Below are 20,195 nucleotides of genomic sequence, written 5' to 3' on the forward strand. Positions count from 1 at the left end.
GCTCAGCGGCGAAAATCGTGCATGCCTTCAAAGCCTGGTTACCGAGAACTTCCAGCTGTTCGAGAATCCGAAAAGTTAATGCCGAGAAGTATATCGGTGACCGCATCGGCCGCAATCTGGACGGCGTATTGGTCGCCCACCACGAGGGGAGCGCCGGGTGTGAGCGTGAGTTGATTCCCGGAAACCGTGACCTCCGGATCGGTGGCGGCATAGACGGTCTGGGTGGTTTGCGTGAGATTCTTGACGGTGATGTTGCCGGTGCCGGCCGTGACCGGCTCATCGAAGGTGGCCACCAGGCTGCCGGAGGCACCGATGAAGCCTTCATCGGCCGGCGACAGGGAAACGAGTGCCGGGTTGGTGGTGTCGGCCACGGAGGTGAAATTCCACGTGGTGTTGTTCAGGATTCCCGGGTAGGCGTTGCCGGTGGTGTCGGTCAGGGCACCGGCGGCAATGCGGACCGCGTAGTTGGCGCCCGGCGCGAAATCGGTGGTCGGATCGATCGTCAGGGTGCTTCCGGAAACGGTGACCTGCGGATCGGTGACGGGTATCACGAAGTCGCTGCCGCCGCTCAGGTTGTCGACGGTGATGTTGCCGCTGGCGGCCACGACATCCTCATCGAAGGTGGCAGTGAGAATCGCATCGAGGGCCACGTCCGTCGAGTCGTCGACCGGCGAGGTCGGAGGCGAGAGTGCGGGCGGAGTGCCGTCCGCGGCGGTCTGGAAGTTCCAGATGGTGGGATCGGAAATGCCGGCGAAGAAATTCGGTGTCGGCGCGAAATCCCTGACGGCGTCGTTGCTGATCAGGACGGCATAGCTGGTGTTGGTGGCGAGTGGGGTATCCGGGGTGATCGTCACCGTCTGGTCCGTGAGCGAAACCCGCCCTTCCGGATCCGGCAGCGTGATCAGCGTGTCGGCCCCCCCGTCGAGATCGTCGATGGTGATCGTGCCGCCATCCACCAACTCGATGGTTTCGTCGAAGGTGGCCGAGAGCGTGGCCGTCACCAATACGTTGCCGGCGTCATCCGCCGGGTTGGTCGATGCGATCAACGGCGCGGTGGTATCCGACGCCGGAGCGATCACATCCGCAAGCGTGGTGGCGAGGCGGATTTCGTCGATACGGCCCTGCTGCGAGGGAGTGGCGGAGATGCTGGACAGCACATTTCCATCCCGACCCCACTTCACCTGCCCGTCCGTGCTGTCCAGGGTCCAGTCAGCCGTTCCCAGCGCGGTGGGGCTGGAGACGTCCGCCGGATTGATCCAAAGGTCCACCGCGCTGTCCACCGGCGAGGTGCCTGCGCCCTTGGTGTAGCGCAAAAGCATCAGGTGCGTGCCGTCGGTCAGGCTGAGGCCGGTGTTGTTGGATGCATTCACCGTCTGGTTGAGGGTGGCTTTGACGAAAACGCCGCCTGCTGAAGAGATCGTCACGCCCATGGCGGAAACCGTTCCGCCCGAAACCTCGAGTTCATGGGGTGTGTTTCCGGACACATACTGGAAGAGCACGGCCATCCAGACGGCGTCGCCTTCCGACAAGGTCGTGAGATCGAAATTGATCGAGGAATCGGAAGCGGATCTTGCATCCGTGAAGTCGAGCCACATCGCCCCGCCGGTCTCGCCGCTCATCGCCGGATGGTCCAATCCGCCGTCGTGATCGTATTTCAGGACGGACGAGCCGCTGCTCCAAGCTCCCAAGCCACCGATCGCCACGGTGGCGTCGCCATAATTGAAGCTGTCGTCGTAGATGGAGGCGGCATGGGCGGTGCCGGCAAGCAGCGTGAGAGGGAGGAGATGAAGGAGGGAGCGGGTTGGGTTTCTCATGGCGTTTCGTTGGGTAAGGGGGCCGTCGACTGGGACGACGCCTGGGCAAAGGGGTTGGCGCGCATCCCCGGAGGATGCGGCAAGGCCTAATACCATCCGCCCGGGATCGGTCACATTTTCCCCGATCTTTTCCGGTCCGGTCGCTATCGCCCGATCCAGCGCGCACGCCGGCCGGGACGTGGGAAGGAGAACGAGCGCCGCACTCTTCCGTCGGCACCGCGATGAATCGCGATGGGGAGAGCGGCGCTGAAGCGCCGCAGTCTAGATCCCGCCGGTCAGCCCGCCCCGACCTTCGCCAGATCCAGGGTGAGGCGGTTCTGGGGGCCGAGATTGGTTTGGTCGAGCACGGGCGAGTAGTCGTAGATCTCCACCTTCCGCTCCGGCGTGAATTCCATGAGCCGCAGCCAGCCGTTGCCGCTGTTCGGCTTCATCTGGAAATTGACCAGCAGCTGATGCACCTCGCGCCCGCCGGGCGTGGCGCTGGTCACGCGGCCGAGGCCGTCGTTCAGGACATGACCGTTGAGCGTCATGATGAAGTTCTCGTGCTTGCTGACCAGGTTCTGCCACAGCTCCTCGCCATCCATCACGTCGCCGTCGGGACCCTTGCCGACCCCGTAGGTGTGGGGGTTCCAGCTTTGCTTGCTGCCGAACTTCTTCCAGTCGTAGCGGGTCTCATCGAAGTAGGTGTAGGCGTGGGTGATGAGGATCGCCTCGCGGTCCGGGTGTGCCGCGGCGACCTCGTTGGCCCAGCGGACGACGTCGGCGCGCGGACCGAACTCCAGGCCGATCACCACGAACTTCCGCCCGCCGGCCTCGAAGCGGTGGTAGCTGTTGACCATGCTGTCCGGTTCCTTGTCGTAGGTGCCGCCGAAGGTCGGAAGCTTCCGGAACTTGGCGACCGGAAAGTAGTCGTTGAGCAGGGTCGTCCGATCGGTGGCCCTGCCGCGCTCGCTGTAGTCGTGGTTGCCCGGGACGAAGAAATACGGGAGATGCCCGTCAAGCCGGTTCATCGCCGCCTGCGCGACCTCCCACTGCGGCGGGTTGTTGTGGTCGGTGATGTCACCGAGGTGCAGCACGGCCGCAATCTTGCGGGCCTCTTGGTTCTCGACCAGCCAGCGGGTCTGGGCGTGGAAGTTTTCGGGGTTCGCGTGGCAGTATTTCTGCGTGTCGGGCAGCACCGCGATGGTGAACGATCCGTCGCCGGGCAGTGGCGGCGGGCCGGCCTGCATGGACGAGGCCGGCTCGGCTCCGAGAGCGGACCTACCGAGGATGCAGGTCGCCGGGACGAGGGCCCCGGTGCGGAGGAATTGGCGGCGGGTCGGATGGGATGTCATGGGAAATGGGTCTCGCCGGGGAGGGGACGGTAGGCACATTACTGCCGCGGCAGGCCGGGGGTTTCAAGGATCCCTGTCGTCGATGCCGAGGCGCAGAAGGGCGTGGCTGCGGCCTCTTGCCGCCATCGTTAGGCACATGCGGCTGGAAGCCGCAGCGACCGCCTTACTCCCCGGTCTCCCCACCATCATCCGTCCGGAAGGGTCCTGTCGGCAGGCCTGCCTTGTTGTAGAGGAGCGGGCCGACCGGATGATTGGTGTAGGCGTAGCGCACGGCCACCGGCTCGGAAACTTCGGGGCTGGAAACGACCAGCTCCGAACCGTCGATCTTCCCCTCCGCCCAGTGCCAGGTGCCGTCTTTTGCCTGGATGGAAAGCCAGCCGAGCTTCGCGTCCGGCCTGGGCTTCGGCGGCAGGAATCCCTCCTTCTCGGCGATCATCAGTCCGCCCTCGGCGTGATCGAAGCGAATGCGGATGACCTTTCCCTCGATGGCATGTTCCTTGTAGAGCGGGCCACTGGGGACGAGGTCCTTGAAGCCGTAATCGTGGTGCAGCGCCAGATGCGCGAGGCGCACGCCGGTGTCGTACTTGTTCGGCGGGTGCTCCTTCTCGTCGCCGATGTCGAGCGCGATCGCCATGCCGGTGTTCGGCAACTCGAGGGCCTCGAAGTAGGCCTGACGGATCCCCGCCCGGCCGTCGCCCATCGCGGGCAAATCGGTGGGAGAAGTCCCGATGCCCGGAAGCTGCACATAGTAGACCGGAAAATCCCCCTGCTTCCACGCCGCGCGCCATCCGGTGATGAGCGATTTCAGCTTGGGCAGGTAGCCGATGCCATCCTCCCTGGCGTTGCTCTCGCCCTGATACCACAGCACCCCGCCCAGGCCGTAGCCGACGAGCGGTTCGATCATCGACTCGTAGTGCGGGCCCCTCTGGTAAGGCTTCTGGTTCAGCCACGGCTCGATCTTCGAACCTCCCACCGCTGCATTGATCAGGCCCACCGGCACGAGGGTCTCCTCGAAAACCTTCCGCCCGAAGAAGAAGCACACCTTCTTGAACTCCGGAGCGGTCTCCGGCGAGCACACCAGCCATTCGTCCTGAGGCGAGACCATCTGCCGCATGGCCGGATAACTTGCCCTCTCGATCGAGTCGGTCGGGAAATGTCGCGTCACGTTGGTGCGCATCTTCCCCGCCATGTTCGACTGGCCGGCGCAGAGCCAGACCTCGCCGATCAGCACGTCCTCGATGCGCGTGGTCGCCTCGGCCCCGTCCTTGGTGGCGGTGGCCGTCAGGGTCAGCCCCTTGGGCACCGCGTGGTCCGACGCCAGCCGGCCCGCGTTCATCGGCAGCAGTGTCACGCGCCACGCACCCTGGTCGTCCGCGACGGTCGTCATGCCCTGCTCTCCGATCGTCACGCGGACCTCGGCTCCGGGCAGCGTGGTTCCCCACACGGGCAGCGGAATCTTCTGCTGCAGCACGGCATGGTCGCGGAATGGCAGACCGAGTCGGGGCTCAAGGGTGGGTTCGGCCGCCGCCAGGGCTGGCGCCAGGAGGAGAAGGATACTGAACAACTTCATCGGTCGGACCCTTCCAAATCCCGGGACATCCTTCCATTCCTGAAATTCGGAATGGATCGATTCGCTGAATGGAGCGACCTCAACGCCGCGACCGACTACTGTCCCGGATCCGATCCAATTCCTTCTTCATCGCCGCCACCTTGTCCGGGTGTTTCCCGGCGAGGTCGGTCTGTTCCCTGGGGTCGTCGGCCATGATGAAAACCACGTTGGGCTTTTCGGCGGCGGTCAGGACGCCAATGGTGGCCGTCGCGATGAGGGCGACAAATTTCATGACGCGCTACTTCGGCTGCCCCGCCTTCTTCGCCTCCTCGAAGGAGATCAAGGGCTTCTGGGCGGGCTGCTCGGAAGCCTTGAGCATGGCCTCCCACATCTTCGCCCAGCGCCCTCCGCTGAGCATGCGGACCCGCTCGGGGTCGGCCTTGATCTTGTCGACGACCGGCTTTGCGTGACCTCCATAGGCGGCGACCATTTGGAGAAAGGCGCGGGCCTTGAAACCCCACTTGCCCCAGGGCGTGTCGAGCGTGTCGCTGGCCCAGTCGAGGCCCTCCTCGACCCCGAGATCGGCCAGGATGAGGACGCCTTCCTGCACGGCGGTCTGGGGATTGTGGTAGGAATGGAAGGTCGGGTTCTGGTTGAGCACGACCTCCCGGATCTCCTCGGCCACGAGATGGAAATCCTCGGCCGGCATGCCGCGGAGCATCTTCATCGCCGCATCGCGGCCTTCGGCGCGCTTGTTCTGCGCGAGCTTGCGGGCGGTGTCGTAGAAGAGCTTCTTGTCGGCGGCCAGCCCCACCTTGAAGGGATCCTTGCAGAGGATGTTGAGGCTGCCGCCCACGCCCTTGTCGATGAGGCCGAAGGGGTCGTCCTTTTCCTCGAGGATGAAGCGCATCATGTCGGGGTAGTGCGGATAGGCCGCATCGCCCATCCAGCACAGCGCGGCGGCGGCGGCGGCCCGGACCCTGAGCGGCTGCTCCGGGTCGTTGAGCAGGGTCGCGATCCGCTCCCGCTGGGGGCGCGCGACCTCCTCCGGACAGCCGTAGCCGAAGTAGCCGATGGCGCTGCGCTTCTCGATCTCGGTGCCGCTCTCCATCATCGTCTCCAGCCTGGGAATGAATTCGCCTTCCTTCTCGCGCAGCGTCCAGATCGCCCGGCGGGTGACTTGCGGGGCGGAATGGCCGAAGAGCGCGAGCAGACCATCGACATCAAGCGCGGCGTAGTCGATCTGGTTCAGGTCCACGATCCCGGGGACCTCGTCCGCCTTGGCCCACAGGCTCTGGTCGGCCTCCTTGCCGGTGATGTGGAGCTTGCGGCGCGGCAGGCAGTAGGCCAGCAGCAGCGAGCCGGGGCTGTTGCCCGCCTTCGACTCGCCACCGTCGTGGGTGAAGCGGTGGTCCCAGCTGCGGTAGAGCGTGTGCAGCCAGCGCGAGCGATCGTAGAAAGCCTGGGTCACTTCCGGCCCGGCGACGGCCGCACCAAGCGGGGTCCAGAGGACGTTGAAGTAGTAGGTTGCATGGCCGGTCTCGAGGATGTCGTGGGCGGCGGCGGCCTGGCGGGAGAAGAACTCGGCACCGTCGTTTTTCTGCCGGATGGCCATGGCAATGCCCGCCATCGCGCTGCTGCCGTTGTTGTTGAAGATGCGCGAGTTCGGATCGTGCACGCCGTAGGGGATGGCACCCTCGCCGACATAGGTGCCGAAGAAGGCGATGGACTGGTCGATCGCTTCGCGCAGTTCCCTGCCGCCGACCCCGCACTTTTCGGCGAGTGTCATCCCGATCAGGCAGGAAAGGCTGGGCTGGTTGATGTGGGCGTAGCCGGGCAGGCGCATGCCACGGGTGGGCACCGCCATGCGGTGGCCCCAGGTGCCGGCGGCATCCTGGCCGCGCGCCAGTGAAAGCGCGTAGGTTTCGATCGCCGGCAGCACCGACTCGTCGCCGGTCATCAGAAAATACTCGCTCAGCGTGATGAGCGCGTAGCCCCAGTACCAGCCGACGTAGCCCATGTCCTTCTCGCCGCGCAGCAGCGCCTCGAAGTCGGCACGACTGGGTTTCGCCCAGTCCTGCTGCGGCAACTCCTTCTTCACCACGTCGAGATACTTGTCCTCACCGGTGGCCATCAACCCGAGCCAGCCGACCAGTAGCTGGCCGTCCTTGTATTTTCCGGTCTCGAGAAGCTTGTCGGCGACCTTGGTGACGATCGCATCGGTCTTGGCGCAGTCGTGGGGGGCGGTCCCGGCGTAGGTGCCGAGCACCTCGATCTTCAGCTCGACCTCACGGCCGTCCTTGAGCGTGAGCTTGAGCTTCCCCTCGTTCGCCTGGCTCTCCGCCTCGTCGATCCTCGCCGCGATTTCCTGGCGGGCATTCTCCGAGAACTTCTCGCCGCCGGCCGCAACGATCACATCGCCGGGCTTGAGTAGCCCGTCGGCGGGGGAACCCTTCTCGATCTTCGAGACCTTGACCTCGGTCTTCGAGGTCGTGGCCATGAAGCCGGCGGGGCCGATGTAGTGGTCCTTGGCCGGAAGCAGACCCGGCGAGAGGGCGAGCGCCAGCGCAGCGAGCGCCGGCATGAAGACGAACAAGGGGCGGAATGGAGTCATGCCGGTGCGTGTCAGAGTGGTCGGCCGGGCCTTGCTCAGTTCTTCTGGAGCAACTCGACCATCAACCGGCCCATCCCTTCGCCGACGTTCATGTAGGTCTCGGGATCGCCCCCGTAGTGACCGCAGCTACCCCCCTTGGAGACCGGCTTGGAGAAGAACACCTCGGCATCCTTGTCCGCATCCGCGAAGGAGAACATCTTCTTGGAAAGAGTCGCATCCTTGTCGTGCTCACCCAGGGTCGCGCAGACAAACTTGGCGTTGGGGGCATTGAAGTCCTTTTTCAGATCACTGAAGAGATAGGCCAGGTTCTTATCGTAGTTCTCGACGCTCCCCTTGCCTTCAGAACAGCCCTGCCACCAGAAGAACCCTGCCACTTCGTAGTCCGTGGCGTCGGGATAATAGGTGGACAAATCTTTCAGGGCCTTCTGGGCGGCGCCCACGTCCTGGTCATATTGGAGGCCTGCATACCAGCCATTCGCTGCTTTGACTTCTTCACTGACTTGTCGATTCCCGTATTCCGAGTCCCCTTGGTAGGATTGGCCCTTGGCTCCCGTGCCGTCTGCACTGGGCGGCAGCAGGTCCCAGCCCAAGGCACGGTTGCCCACGCATGATTTCAAGATCAGCACCGGCGCGTCGATCGCGTAGCCCAGGTAATTTCCAATGCCGATTTCCGGGCCGAACTTTCCACTTCCGTTCCCGTTTTCAGCGGTCAACCAATCGTTGTGTCTCAGCCCGCCCATGCAGAAGAACACATTTCGAACGTCCTTCCGCACGGTCCAGTTCAGGCCGTCATCGAGAAGATAGGGATATTTGTCGGCAGCGATGCCTTCAAGGTTGGCTGTCTTCCCGAACCCCAGCATGTTCGATTGGCCCATCAGGATGAACACCTGGACCGGCTTGCTCATGTCGGCTTCCTCACCGTCCGGATCGGGAAGCACGTCCGGCAGCTCTTTGACTCCTCCGGAAGAAGACGGCCGGGAAGACCCCGCAGCCGCGGGCGGGGCGACCGCGCCGTTTTCCTTGAGAAAGGCGATGTCGTCGGCGGAGAGCTTGTCCTGGTTGAAGGTGAGGTCGCGGCCGTCGGCGCGCGTCACGGTGAGTGCCCCGGTATCCGGGTTGTAGGCCTTGAGTTCGCCTTCGAAGGTGGCGGAGCCATCGGCACTGGTCCAGGTTCGCGCTGCCAGCGACGAGGCAAGCAGGACAAAGAGGGCGCCGATGCGGGCGAGGGCCGGGAGATGATGAAACGGAGTTTTCATGGGGTAATTCGGTTCGACCTACTCTACTGGACCTGTCCAGCCCGCCTTTCCACCGATCCGAGCTTGGGATTCCAGATTTGGAGATTTCAGACTTCAGACCGGGGGCCACAGATCCGCTGGAGAGAGGGGGATGGGGGATGAAAGATCCGGGATTGGGGACCCGCTGCCGAGGATTGGGGCGGGGGAGGGCCCATGGCGTAGGGGGCCGAAGGTCCTCTACATACCGGCCGTGGTTGGCCGCTACTCCTCCGCGGCCTCGAAAAGCTCCGGATAGTGCCGCCGGATGAGCTGCCGTTCCTCCGCAGTGAGCTGGTCCGGCGCGATCGGCTGGTCCTGCGGGCGCACGCCTTTCTGGTTGAGGCGGTTCATCAGGCTCCAGTTGCGGGTCGGCTTGCCCGGGGTCGGATCGGCGGGTTCCTTCGCCGGCAGGTCGTAGCGGGTGAAATCGAAGATTTCCTCAGGGCCGCCGTCCTTGCGCTGAAGGCCGAGGCGGAAGTCGGAATTCATGAACCAGCGGACCTTTTCGCCCGCCACCGAGGCGCGGATGCCCGAGCCCTCCTGCTCGAAGCGGTAGTTGAGCTTGTCGTTGCTCTTGAAATGCTCGCGCCACCGCAGCCCGAACTCGCCGTGGGTGACCAGCTGGGCGTCCGGCCAGCGCTTGCGGGTTTCCTTCAGCCAGATGCGCAGGCCTTCCATGCCGTTGCGGCCCTGGTAGCCGTAGATCTTGCGCGCCTCGACCAGCCCCAGCTCCCAGGTGCAGGTGATCCAGCCGAAGCCGTTCAGCTCGAAGCCCCGGTCGAAGTGGGTGGCGGTGGTGTGGAGCATCTGCTTCGTGCCCTGCTCCGTGCCGAGCCAGATCACCGTCTCGATCGGGCCGACGCCCATGCGGCTGCGGTGCTTCTCGCCATCGACCATCTTCGCCCCGGGAATGCGGGCGGCGAGGAAGTCGATCGTCCAGCCGTCGAGGTTCACGCAGTCGATGAAGTCCTCCTCCCCTTGGGCCGGTTTGCAGAAATGCTCGCGCGACGGGTAGTAGGGGTAGGCGATCGAGCCCTCGCCGTCGCCGTTGTCCACCGCATACTGGCTCCAGATGTTCCCCTGGCAGACGTGGATGCCCTCCTCCTCGGCCAGGTAGCGCTGGTTTTCAGCGGCGAGGAATCCGGCGATCACCGCCTTGGGCCGGTAGCCGCCGCCGACCATCTCCGAAACCTTCTTCAGGCCCTCGTGCAGGTCGCGATTCACCTGCTCGCGGGTGTTGTACATGTTGGCGAAGTAGGCGCCGGGAATAAAGGTGATCTCGTCGCCGAGTTCGCGGTGGTATTTCACCACCACCTCGCGCAGTTCGCGGTAGCGCGGTCGCTCGTCGTGCAGCGCCTTCCAGCTGAAGGCCCAGGTGATGCGTCCACCGGGCCAGCTTTCCTCGATCGCCTCGCGGAAGGTCCGGGCTTCCTCCGGCCCGTGGATCGCCGACTCGTCCGGCCCGTGCGAGATGTCGCGGGTGACCTCGATCTGGTTCACCCGCACGACCGTCGCGAGCGTGAGGAAACGGTGGCCCATGAGGGAGTCCGCCGCGGCTTCGTCAGCGATCACCGGGCGTCCCACAAGCACGGTGAAGATACCCAGAATGGCAACGCGAACCCTCATGGCGCAAGCACAGCACGTTCACGGCTCGCGCTCCACCGGAAAGGTCACGCCGTGGTAGTCGATTCGCCCGAAGCGGGCATCGACGCTGAAGATGCAGATCTCGCGGCGGGTCGGGCGCAGGACCAGGGTCGAGGCACTGATGAGCTTCCACTCGTCCTTCTCCGGATCGCGGAAATGGTAGCTGACCGGGGCGTTGGTCGGCTTGTTGAGGTTGGAAACGTTGTGGACGCGAACGGCGCCGGGCTTGAGGGGGATGGTGGCATCGCCGAGCTTCACGCCGATCTCCGTGGGGGTGAGATTCAGGTAGAGCGTGCCGCCACCCCGGAACTCGGCGAGGTCCTGGACCTTGGTGCGGAAGACCTTCGGCGCGTCCGCGGGCGGTGCCGGGACCAGGATGATGAGCGCCTTGCGGACGGACTCCGGAATCCTTGCCTGCGCCAGCGTGATGTAGGGGTCCTCCCCCTCGACCAGTTCCGCCGCCGGCTTCGGCCGGACCACGCGGACGATGCCATCCTTGGGGGCCGCCACCGAGTCACCGATCGAGCGTTTGGACAGCAGCACCTCGGTGAGTTCCTTGCCTGCCAGCACCTGGATCGGATTTTCGATCCCGTCGGGGATGGCCGTGGCCACCAACCACGCCCGGCGACCGGCTTCCCTGCCCCGGCCGACATCCTCGCCATCCTGCGCAGGCAGCGGCAGAAGCGAAAGAAGACAGAGGGCAAGAAGGAGGACGCGCATCAGCGGGCCGGAGGCTGTCAGATTTCACCGGCGCTCAGCCAGCGGAAACTCTCGATCTGGAAACGCCGGCCAAAACGCCGGTTCGTATCCGTGAGGTTTCCGTTCTCGACGAAGCGACCACTCGCATCCATTTCCCGCGCGGGTTCGTCGGCATCATTCCTCGGATCGTAGTACTCCGGAATCCGCTGCACGATGGCCTCGCACCACGCCCGTGCCACCACGTCGCCATTCTGGTCGAGCGACTCGCCGTAGGCCCGGATGCGGAAGGTGTCGTCGCGGACCGACAGGGTATTGGCGATGGGTCGCAACAGGTCGGACTGGATCAGGTATCCGGGGATGCCGGTGAAGCGCGATCCCTCGACCGCTTCGGGCGTCTCATACTCGTCGGTCCCGAGATGACCCTGATCCATCATGAAGTCCGGCCCGTTTTTGAAACGGTAGTTGATCGAGCCGGACTCCGGGTTTCCATCATCGTAGTCGATCGCACTCTGCAGCGCCCCGCGAAGACCGAGTTCGTCATCCGACAGCCGACGGTTGATGAACTCGGCGAAGTTCAGGAACGGGCCGCGCCGCTTGACCTGCTTCACGCACTCCCCGGCGAGCTTGAGCAGTTGATCATCCTCGAGAAAGCGGACGCCGGACCATCCCCGCACGCCGTCCCCCCGGTCCACCCCATACTCCGGGCCGTCCATTTCCTCTCCCGAGGTCGCGACTTCGAATCGGGAAAGGGCGATTCGCTTGCCTGATGGAACCTCGACGGGTCGGAGCTGCCCACTTTCGTCGCGATAGACCACCTGCCGCTCGCGGATGCCGGCGAAGAGCGCATGCCAGGCATCGACCGAGGTGCTGTTCACATTGAACATGCCATCGACCATCAGGTGCGCCGCCGCCCTGAGATACCCGTCTTCCGCCTCGAGGTCCGCCTTGACCTTCGCCCTCGGGAGCCCTCCGGCATGGTAATCATAGCGGACGTTGGAGATCGGCTCGCCGGCGACGAGGCGGTCGAAGTTTTCGTCCAGACTCACCGCCGCACTTGCCCCCGGGCGGCGCTGGTCGGCCAGCGAGGAAACAAAGTAATCGTCCCACAGCGCATCATTCAGGAGGAAGGCATGGTCCCAGAAGTCGCTGAAGGCCTTGGTGTCGGTGGCGACGTGGCCGAGGCCGGGATCCCGGCGGTCGACCGGGTCCATGCTCACGGAGTTGTTGAAGAACTGATAAACCTCGGTTCTGGGGATCACCGGATGGGCGAAGGAGTTGCCGATGCCCGGCCCGGTCACGCCGCTCTGATAGGCCAGCGCCTTGACCTCTGCGCCGACCAGCGACCGGCCAGCCGTGGCGTGCCAGCTCTGGCTGCCCTCGGACCACGCCGGATTGATGGTCTGGAACTCGGTCCAGCCGGGCTTGATCCGCATGCCGGCGAATCCCGCGAGGCTCGAAACGGGAGCCGTTGGCAGCTCGAGTGCGGGAGCGGCGTTGATCTTCTCGAAGGGCGAGGCCCCGGAACCGAGGAACGCCTTCTCGCCAATATGGAACACCACCTTCGGAAGTTCCGGGCCCCGGATCGGTCCGAAGTTCATCACATACGGACAGTTCGTCCGCTGCGCGTTGGCGATGCCCTCGTCCTCGGAGATGTAGATCCCGGACCCGAGGTTGAAGGCGGGAGCGTGAAGCCAGTTCCGGCAGCGCCAGTCCTCGGCCCAGTTGATGCTCTCGTAGGCATACTCCGAGAGTCCCTTCATCGTCAGCTGGGTGAAGGCCACGGGAAGTGGCTGATTGTCGAATATCCATCCCGGCGCCTCCCCGGGAACGGTGATGGGAGTGTAGTACTGGGCAGTGTTGAACCAATCGATCTGATAGTTGAGCGCCATGCGCTTGCGCGATCCGGCCCCCTCCGGCGCCCAGTCCTGCACGACGTCCAGTGACCCCGGGGTGTTGCCGTGGTTGACGTTGCCGCCCCAGACCGAGTGGCTGAACTGCAGCTCCAGCGCCGGCCGGTCCGACTCGGTGAAGAGGCGCTTGCTGCCATCCTGGAGCTGGACCTTCTGTCCACCGTAGGCCATTGGATCGAATCCCGGTTCGATTTCGGTGCCGAAGATGCCGCCGGTGATCGTGTCGTGGGAGAACAGGCGGAATTCACCCGGCTGAAAGACGACGTCGCCGCCCGAGCCCGACTGCACCTGCGACCAGGTGTTGTTGACGAAGATCTCCTTCGGTCCCCCCATAGGGGTCCCATTGGTGTAGAGCTGGGCGCGGAGGGGGAAAATCTTGTAGGCGGAACTCAGCACGGCCAGCGCGCCATTCGGGATGCGCAGCTCGACATTGTAGGGATTCCAGTAGGTGTAAACCGGCGTGTAGACGAGATAGAGACGGTAGGTGGTTTCGCCATTGGAAGTGCCCGCCCGCTCGGTCATCAGGCTGTGGATGAAGGTCAACTTGGCCAGCACGGGGATGCGCAGGTAACTGTCCTTGCCGTCCCAGTCGTTCGAGCTGTTGCTGAAGCAATTGCTGGTGGCAACCACGTCGGTGTAGGGTTTGGCACCCGACCAGTTCAGCGCGGGCTTGCCGCTGGTGCCGCCGTTTGTCCACGCCGGAGACAGGGCGTCGCTGTCGCTCCGGTACATGCGGTAGTAGTGCCGCATCCCGGACCACGAGGCGAAGTGCCGGCCCGGAGTCTGGGGGCTGTTGGATGCCAGATCGGGACTCATCGGGCGGATCGACGGCTCGCGCACATCTCCCTGGTCGAATCGATAACGGTCGGGCAGGTCGGCGGCGTCCTGCTCGAAGAGCAGACTCAGGTCCTTTTTCAACCGTCCCGTGCGAACACTGGCCAGCACTCCGCCACTCATGCCGGTGAGGTCGAAGAAGTGCTCCTTTGCCGCCAGCGGATCCACTCCGGATGGGCCGAGCGTCTGCAGGGTCGCCAGTTTCGCTGCCAGCTCGGGGTTCCTTTCAAGCACTTCAAACCCCGGCAGAGCGGACACGCCCACCTCGGCCGTGCTGCCCTGGGACGTCGCCCAGGTGTCCACTCCAAGGGCACGCTCCCCACCCCCGAGATCGACCTTCGCCTTGTGATTCTCCGGGCCGATCCACCAGGCATGCCGGCCGCTCTCCCCAATCCCCGCCAGATAAGCGCGGGTGACCTTCTCGGGACGATCCATGGCCAACTCTCCGATCGTTCCCCCGTTGATCAACACCACCGAGTTGTCCGCATTCAGACCCCCACCACTGGATGCCGCATTGATGTCGTTCCCCAGATCCCCGGGCAGCGAAACCAACCAGCGCCGGAACATCGGCTCACGCCGGGGTCCATAAGTGTCGGCGATCGTCAGAGACCTGCCTCCGCGAGGGGCGTAGGAGTCGTTGAGCCAGCCGCCCCAGGAATGGTAGGAGGCCATCCAATGTGGCTGCGCCACCCCATCGATTCTCTCGGTCTCGATATTCTGGTCGAAAAGAGCCGCCTCGGCGCTGACCCGCATGTCCGGCCCCATTTCCTTCTGAAGCTCCCCCAGCGCGACGACCAGGGCCAGGCGGGCATTGGCGCGGGCCTCGGAGCGGGCGGATTCCATCGTCGTCCCGCGCAGCGCCACGCTCGAAAGACTCAGCAGGCCGACCGCGAGCAACGACAGCAGCACCATCAGCGAAATGGTGACGACCAGCGCGAAGCCTCGGGGGTGGGAACGCGCTGCGATCGATCGGGAGATGGGGCTTCCGGTCAAGACGAGGCAGGGGTTTTGGAGCGCATGCGGAGGGAGAATCCACCGGGCAGTTGACCCCAGCGAAGCGACGCCCCCATCCACATGCCCATGACGTGGGAGGGAAACGCTACGGCAATCTCCGGGAAACGACAATCCGCCTTTTCATGGAATGCCCGCTCCGTCCTCCTCCAGAGGCTGCCCGCCCGGCCACATCCGGGGGGGACCCCAGCCTTGAAACCCGTCTCACCGACCGCTCAACGCGGCAGCCCGACGCGAGCCATGTCAACGATGGTCGTCACCGTCGGGGCCACGGCGCCCGGCGTCGCATGGACGATGAACAGGCGGCGGCAGGCGTCGAGATACTGCAACTGCCGCTCCGTGAAAACCGTCCACGATTCCCCCCTTTTGTAGAAGAAATTCGTCTGGGCCATGTTGAACTCATTGACCTTCTTGACGGGCGGCACCCTGGTGATCTTGCCGGGACGGACCGACAGCCGGTGTTCGCCCGCCTGAACCCCGATCTCCACGCCGACCAGGGGAAGAACCCGTGACTCCCCGGGGGGGAACGCATTCCTCGAGTCATCGATGACCAGCATGCGGTAGGGCGGTCCTTGATCGGGCGGTCCGGGCATCACCACCACAATCGCCTGACGAATCCTTTCGGGAATCCTGACGCTCGCCGCCATGCCTGCCATGGGGTTCTCGGGATCCACGGTTGCATTGTCGAAAAGCACCAGCCTCCCGTTGATCGGAGGCGAAAGCAGGGTTTCTGTCAAAGCCTTCGGCCTGAAGCTCAACGGAACCCTCTCTCCCGACGGCTCCGCGTAAAAAAGGTTCGCAACCGGGTTGACCGGATCGTGCAGGACCGCGCGGAACTTCAGCGGAACCACCTCTTCATTTTCCTGAGCATGGAGTGCCAGTGAAAGTCCGAGGAAGACGGGGACGGAAGCGAAAAACCGGGGGATCATGGGCGTCAGATTTCCCGCTCTGAAAGCCAGCGGAACGAAACGATGTTGAAACGGCGGCCGAACATCTTGTTGGCCGCGGCCGCCGTGGATTCCGTGTACACATTCACTGACGGACGATCCACCGAATCCACATAATCCGGCACCCTTTGCACCACGGCCTCGGCATGGGCCCTGGCGAGGACCTTGCCGCTCGAATCCTGTGACTCCCCGTAAACACGGATGACGAAGGTGTCCCCCCGGACCGTTGCGGACGGCTCGAGAATCCGCAGCAGATCCCCTTGAGTGACCCAGCCCGGCGCACCCACCGCAGGATTCCCGGCGGTGGCTTCCGGGGTCTGATAGGCATAGAGCTTCGGATCACTGACATCGTCGCGGGCGATCGGAACCTGGTTCAGAAAGCTATCAAGCGGCTCCGCGTTCTCCTCCTCGTTGATCTCCGCCTTGGCGATGGCCGCCTCCATGGCTCCCCGCAGCGTTCGGGGACCGAGCGGACCCACCTGACGGTTCACAAACTCGGACATCGAAAGGAACGGGCCCCGCTCGCGCACCTCGTCGACCATCCTCTGAGCCAGGGTCTCGAGTTCGTCCTGCGTGAGTTCGCGATAGCCGTTCCATTCGTTGGTTCTTTCGTTGTCGATTCTGGCACCATCCACCCCGGCATCATCAATGGCCCCACCATTTAGCAACGACATGGCGGTGATCGGAATGCCTTCCGACCGGTTCGATTCCAACTCGGCGCTGCGGGCCCAAAGGGTGTGGAGATCGGCCTTGTTCATCGATCCGAGGACCGCCATCCACGCCCGGACACTGGTCGAGTTGACGTTGAAGGGACCGCGCACCATCTGATACTCGGAAGCAAACCTGTAGGCCGTGTCACGCGGTGATCCGCCCGTGAACAGCTCCTCTTTCGCGTCTTCCACGGACTTGCCCCTGGGCAGATAAGGTTCAAAGGCCTGTGCCGCCAGGGGTGCGGTGCCGGTCATGAACTCCTCGAACACGATGTCCGGCTTGGATCCGTCCCGGGTGGCAAAGGTCGAGAAATAGAAGCGGTCGTAGAGCGCATGATTGGCCAGCACCGAATGATCCAGCAGGGACTGGGCCGACACATCCGGATTCCGCTCGACCACCCGATCCGGCGACATCAATGGGTGAAGGAGGGAATTCCCCACCGGCTGCACGAACTGCGGCAGATACGAGGTCGTGAGCGCGTTGGATCGACGGAAGTCGGCGATGGTCTGGAGCGGACCCGACGGGAGTTCGAGGTAGCTGCCGGACTTGATCCCGGTGGTGGTCTTGTTTCCGGTGAGGCAGGGAACCCGGTTGCTGGCATCCACATCCATGTAGTCCTGGAAATCACCCTGGCTCAGGAAGGGCTGGAAGTTCAACTCGTAGGCCTGGACCCCCGGCTTTTCGCTGGCCAGGTCCATCGCGAAGTTCGACCGTGAAGGATTGTGGAAAACGAAGGGCTTGCCCGCAAGTCGTCCGTCCCGGAGCAGGTTGAGTTGCGGGCTGTCGGACTGGCTCTTGCTCCGCCTGTTGGTTTCATACACGCCGCCATTGGTTGTACGGGAGTAGACCGAAAAAATCGCGATCGGATGCACATAGGCCCCCTGCTCGTTGTAGAGGACCCCGCCCGGGGCACCGACCTGCGAACCGGTCAGGGAGCCGGTGGGCGGATAGCGGTAAACCCGGTCGTCGAAAACGCTGTTGAGGGTCGAGTTGTCCCTGTAATTGAATTCAAGTTGGGCATAGTCCTCGAGCGTCCCGCGTTCGGAGGCCTGAAGTTTGGCGGTCACCGAAAATGAGGGGTCGGCCTCGATCTTGTTCAGTGTCGCAGAAGAACTCGCGAGATTGTCGGTGTACCAGTAGGGCTTCTGCATTTTGAACTCCACATGGAACCGATCCGTCACCGTGGACTGTGAAACCTTGGGTCTCGCCCTCTGGTCGCGAAGCATCAGGTAGCTGCACCAGCTTCCCATGCCGGAGCCGAACCGGGTATTGCTGATCGTCGTGGCGGTGATCTCGAATCCAAGACCCGGTGTGAAAGAGGGCTTCGCCTTGATCTTCTCGGTCAGATTGTTCCGCTTGCTCCAATCATACGCGTCATTGTTGTAGCCGGACCGGGCATCCCTGTAGAAGGAAGAATCAGGGCGCAGGATCGGGCCGCAGATCAGGGTTTGCCCCGGCTTCATGATGATCGGCCCCGAGATGTCGGAATTCGTTTTCAGAGGCTCGTTGGTGGCCCAATTGGCGATGTTCACGACGAACTTCTTCTCGCCCCGGTTGGGAGGATTCTGGCCCATGGTGTTGAGGGTCTCAAAGGTTCCCGGAACCACGCTCTTCGAACCTCCCCCGCCGGCCCCGGGGCCGCCTTCCTGCAGCACGAAGTTGAAGCCCAGCGGAATGTTGGTGAAGGTCACCTCCATCTTGTGGAATGAAATGTTGAAGTTGTAGGGGTTGTGCAGGGTGACAACCGGCGTGAAGACCATGTCCACGAAGTAATCGAACTTGGATTTGTCGATCCAGCCGACATCGGTCAGGGGCCGTCCGACCAGTCCGAAGATCGTGTCCACCTTGGCGATGACCGGAGCCGGATTGAACCCATCCGGCACCGGATCGGTGAAGCTGGAATCCGCTTCCACGGCGATGGTTGGGTTCGTGTCCGCATCAGTTAGATTGCGGAAGGAATTGTAGTAGGCCGCCAGGGCGTTCCATTTGGGATCGGAGATGCCGGTAATCCCGTGGGTGGATTGATACAATCTCCTGCGTTCGAATTCGGGCGGCAGCCTGCCACCCGGGGTCGCACCCATCTCGAACACCGAGGTCAGGTCCTCCTTCAGGCCGCCGCCACGCACATCCGCCATCACCCCGAGGGAGTAGGGAGTGATGTCATTTCGCAGCGGCTTGATCATGCCGATTGCCTGATCCAGCAGTTCGGCCTGATCGAGATCCGTGATCCTGCCCACGCTGGTCGCGGCCTCTGCGAACCCGGCCGCGGTCTGATCGGTGGGAAAGTAGGTCAGCAGGTTCCCATCTGGTCCCGGAATCACCGAAGGATCCGGCCGATGCCCCGCGACCAGGGCGCGCTTCTGCGCAAGGGTGTCGTTTCTCTCGGGATCCCGATAGAGATTGATGCGCGCCTTCACGGATTCGTCGGCCACATGCCAGGCATAGGAACCTTCGGTCTTGCCGTTTCTCGAAACGGGCACCAGCCCGGCGGTCACCTTCTCGGCCGCCGTCGCATCAGCCCCAAGCGACCCGTTGCCCACGAGCTCGATCGTCCGGCCATTCCATTCACCGGTCACAAAGTCCCTCCCCCCCGGATCGGCACCCGACACCATCCAGCGCCGGAATCGATTGGTTTTCTCGCCGGCGTAGTCCGGAGCCGTCGCGGGGTTGAAGTCCCACCACGAGTCCCACACGCCGGTGATGTTCGGCTTGGTGACGGGCGCCGATGAGGTCCCGAGAATCCCGGAGCTTGCGCTCACCCTCCTGTCCGGCCCCATCTCCTTCTGGAGTTGACCCAGTGCCACCACCAGCGCCATCCGCGCATTCGCACGGGCTTCGGCCAGCGCGATGCTGCCGTCGCTCTTGCGGAGCGAAATCACGGCCAGACTCAGCATGCCGACGGCCAGCAGACTCAGCAGCACCATCAACGAAATCGTGACAATGAGGCTGAACCCGGAAACTTGAAGCTTCCGGGAACGGTCATGGGTTGAGTGGCGAAACCCCTTCTTCATGGCAGTGTTCCTCGATTTTGCCTGGGACCGGCGACGGCGATGATTCGGGAGACATCGCGACCCCCCAAGCCCGATTGATCGCTTGTCTTGTATGCACATTGCATGCTCCCCTCAAAAGCTATGGGCATTCCTGTCCCTGGCAACTTTGTAATTCAATGAACCCTGTCTGGAATCCATGCAGCCTCCCCATGGATTCATCCCTCCGGACCACCATGGGGTCGAGGGGCTGGGTTTGTTCAGGGGCACCATTTTCCCGGGTTGATCGGGAGTTTTCATGGCTCGCGCACGGCGGCGATTCGAGGTGGCCCCGGAGCTGTTGCCAGTCGACTCCGTTCCAGGAACTGTTGACGCTGTTCTCCGTGGCGGGACAGACGTCGTTGTCCGTGCTTGTGATCTGACGGGTCGCGTTGACCGTATTGCCGACGTTGACGTTCCAAGCCGTCGTGACCTGCCGCAACCGAGAGTCCCTACCTTGTGGTTCTGTCGATTTGTGTGGCTCATGAATCTACGGCTTCAGGTCGTCTTCGGGCAGGGCCTCCTTCAGCCAGAGGTTCATGGGCATCTTATGCCTATTGGCCCAGGCATAGTAGGGAATCCCGGTCAGGGTGACCGGTTTGCCTTCGGCATTCATCGCGGTGGCCCGAACGACCGTAACGCCGTTCAGCAAATCCGGCCTGTGCTCGGAGTTCAGCCTGGCATCGACCGGCAGTTCGACTTCAAACAAATCAAGCCCCGGATTGTCCACTCCCTCGAAGGCATAGACGACCGGTCCGCGCATGAGGGCGACCCGGCCACGGTTTTCTTCGAGCTTGGGATGGGCATGGATGCGGCGAACCGGCATGG

The 20,195-nt window shown here is 63.6% G+C and carries 11 protein-coding genes and 1 pseudogene; all 12 read right to left on the reverse strand.

All coding sequences use genetic code 11. From position 1 onward, the window contains the following. Positions 1 to 38: 38 nt before the first annotated feature. Entirely contained in the window at positions 39 to 1,814 is a 1,776-nt protein-coding gene (locus tag ACG2LG_RS21525) for an Ig-like domain-containing protein (RefSeq protein ID WP_396262543.1), read from the reverse strand. A 275-nt stretch (positions 1,815 to 2,089) separates the two neighbouring features. Beyond that, complete coding sequence (locus ACG2LG_RS21530) at positions 2,090 to 3,148, reverse strand: metallophosphoesterase (protein WP_396262545.1); 1,059 nt, start codon at positions 3,146 to 3,148, stop codon at positions 2,090 to 2,092. A gap of 163 nt (positions 3,149 to 3,311) precedes the next feature. Further along, the gene (locus tag ACG2LG_RS21535) at positions 3,312 to 4,718 is read right to left on the reverse strand and encodes a sialate O-acetylesterase (protein WP_396262546.1); all 1,407 of its coding nucleotides are present in this window, start codon (positions 4,716 to 4,718) and stop codon (positions 3,312 to 3,314) included. Positions 4,719 to 4,797: 79 nt separating this feature from the next. Next, complete coding sequence (locus ACG2LG_RS21540) at positions 4,798 to 4,989, reverse strand: hypothetical protein (RefSeq protein ID WP_396262548.1); 192 nt, start codon at positions 4,987 to 4,989, stop codon at positions 4,798 to 4,800. 6 nt (positions 4,990 to 4,995) lie between these two features. Next, a complete protein-coding gene (locus ACG2LG_RS21545; protein WP_396262549.1) occupies positions 4,996 to 7,311 on the reverse strand; it encodes a DUF6288 domain-containing protein in 2,316 nt (771 codons plus the stop codon). Positions 7,312 to 7,346: 35 nt separating this feature from the next. Next, the gene (locus tag ACG2LG_RS21550) at positions 7,347 to 8,567 is read right to left on the reverse strand and encodes a sialate O-acetylesterase (protein WP_396262551.1); all 1,221 of its coding nucleotides are present in this window, start codon (positions 8,565 to 8,567) and stop codon (positions 7,347 to 7,349) included. Between the two features lie 240 nt (positions 8,568 to 8,807). Further along, positions 8,808 to 10,211, reverse strand: a complete 1,404-nt coding sequence (locus ACG2LG_RS21555; RefSeq protein WP_396262553.1) for a DUF3863 domain-containing protein — start codon at positions 10,209 to 10,211, stop codon at positions 8,808 to 8,810. Positions 10,212 to 10,229: 18 nt separating this feature from the next. Continuing rightward, entirely contained in the window at positions 10,230 to 10,949 is a 720-nt protein-coding gene (locus ACG2LG_RS21560; protein WP_396262555.1) for a hypothetical protein, read from the reverse strand. A 17-nt stretch (positions 10,950 to 10,966) separates the two neighbouring features. Next, positions 10,967 to 14,584 carry a hypothetical protein gene (locus ACG2LG_RS21565; protein ID WP_396262557.1) on the reverse strand — a complete coding sequence of 1,206 codons (3,618 nt, stop codon included), beginning with the start codon at positions 14,582 to 14,584 and terminating at the stop codon, positions 10,967 to 10,969. A 314-nt stretch (positions 14,585 to 14,898) separates the two neighbouring features. Then, positions 14,899 to 15,612, reverse strand: a complete 714-nt coding sequence (locus ACG2LG_RS21570; protein ID WP_396262558.1) for a hypothetical protein — start codon at positions 15,610 to 15,612, stop codon at positions 14,899 to 14,901. A gap of 5 nt (positions 15,613 to 15,617) precedes the next feature. Next, entirely contained in the window at positions 15,618 to 19,265 is a 3,648-nt protein-coding gene (locus ACG2LG_RS21575; protein WP_396262560.1) for a hypothetical protein, read from the reverse strand. A 592-nt stretch (positions 19,266 to 19,857) separates the two neighbouring features. Beyond that, positions 19,858 to 20,195: pseudogene (locus ACG2LG_RS21580) on the reverse strand (glycoside hydrolase family 127 protein); the annotation flags it as partial.

Origin of the sequence: Haloferula sp. A504, from assembly GCF_044385805.1 — a bacterium.
GTDB lineage: Bacteria > Verrucomicrobiota > Verrucomicrobiia > Verrucomicrobiales > Akkermansiaceae > Haloferula.

Excerpts from the sequence above, each read along its gene's own strand:
- ACG2LG_RS21525 (WP_396262543.1), bottom strand. The coding sequence starts at position 1,814 with ATGAGAAACCCAACCCGCTCCCTCCTTCATCTCCTCCCTCTCACGCTG.
- ACG2LG_RS21530 (WP_396262545.1), bottom strand. The coding sequence starts at position 3,148 with ATGACATCCCATCCGACCCGCCGCCAATTCCTCCGCACCGGGGCCCTC.
- ACG2LG_RS21535 (WP_396262546.1), bottom strand. The coding sequence starts at position 4,718 with ATGAAGTTGTTCAGTATCCTTCTCCTCCTGGCGCCAGCCCTGGCGGCG.
- ACG2LG_RS21540 (WP_396262548.1), bottom strand. The coding sequence starts at position 4,989 with ATGAAATTTGTCGCCCTCATCGCGACGGCCACCATTGGCGTCCTGACC.
- ACG2LG_RS21545 (WP_396262549.1), bottom strand. The coding sequence starts at position 7,311 with ATGACTCCATTCCGCCCCTTGTTCGTCTTCATGCCGGCGCTCGCTGCG.
- ACG2LG_RS21550 (WP_396262551.1), bottom strand. The coding sequence starts at position 8,567 with ATGAAAACTCCGTTTCATCATCTCCCGGCCCTCGCCCGCATCGGCGCC.
- ACG2LG_RS21555 (WP_396262553.1), bottom strand. The coding sequence starts at position 10,211 with ATGAGGGTTCGCGTTGCCATTCTGGGTATCTTCACCGTGCTTGTGGGA.
- ACG2LG_RS21560 (WP_396262555.1), bottom strand. The coding sequence starts at position 10,949 with ATGCGCGTCCTCCTTCTTGCCCTCTGTCTTCTTTCGCTTCTGCCGCTG.
- ACG2LG_RS21565 (WP_396262557.1), bottom strand. The coding sequence starts at position 14,584 with ATGGTGCTGCTGTCGTTGCTCGCGGTCGGCCTGCTGAGTCTTTCGAGC.
- ACG2LG_RS21570 (WP_396262558.1), bottom strand. The coding sequence starts at position 15,612 with ATGATCCCCCGGTTTTTCGCTTCCGTCCCCGTCTTCCTCGGACTTTCA.
- ACG2LG_RS21575 (WP_396262560.1), bottom strand. The coding sequence starts at position 19,265 with ATGGTGCTGCTGAGTCTGCTGGCCGTCGGCATGCTGAGTCTGGCCGTG.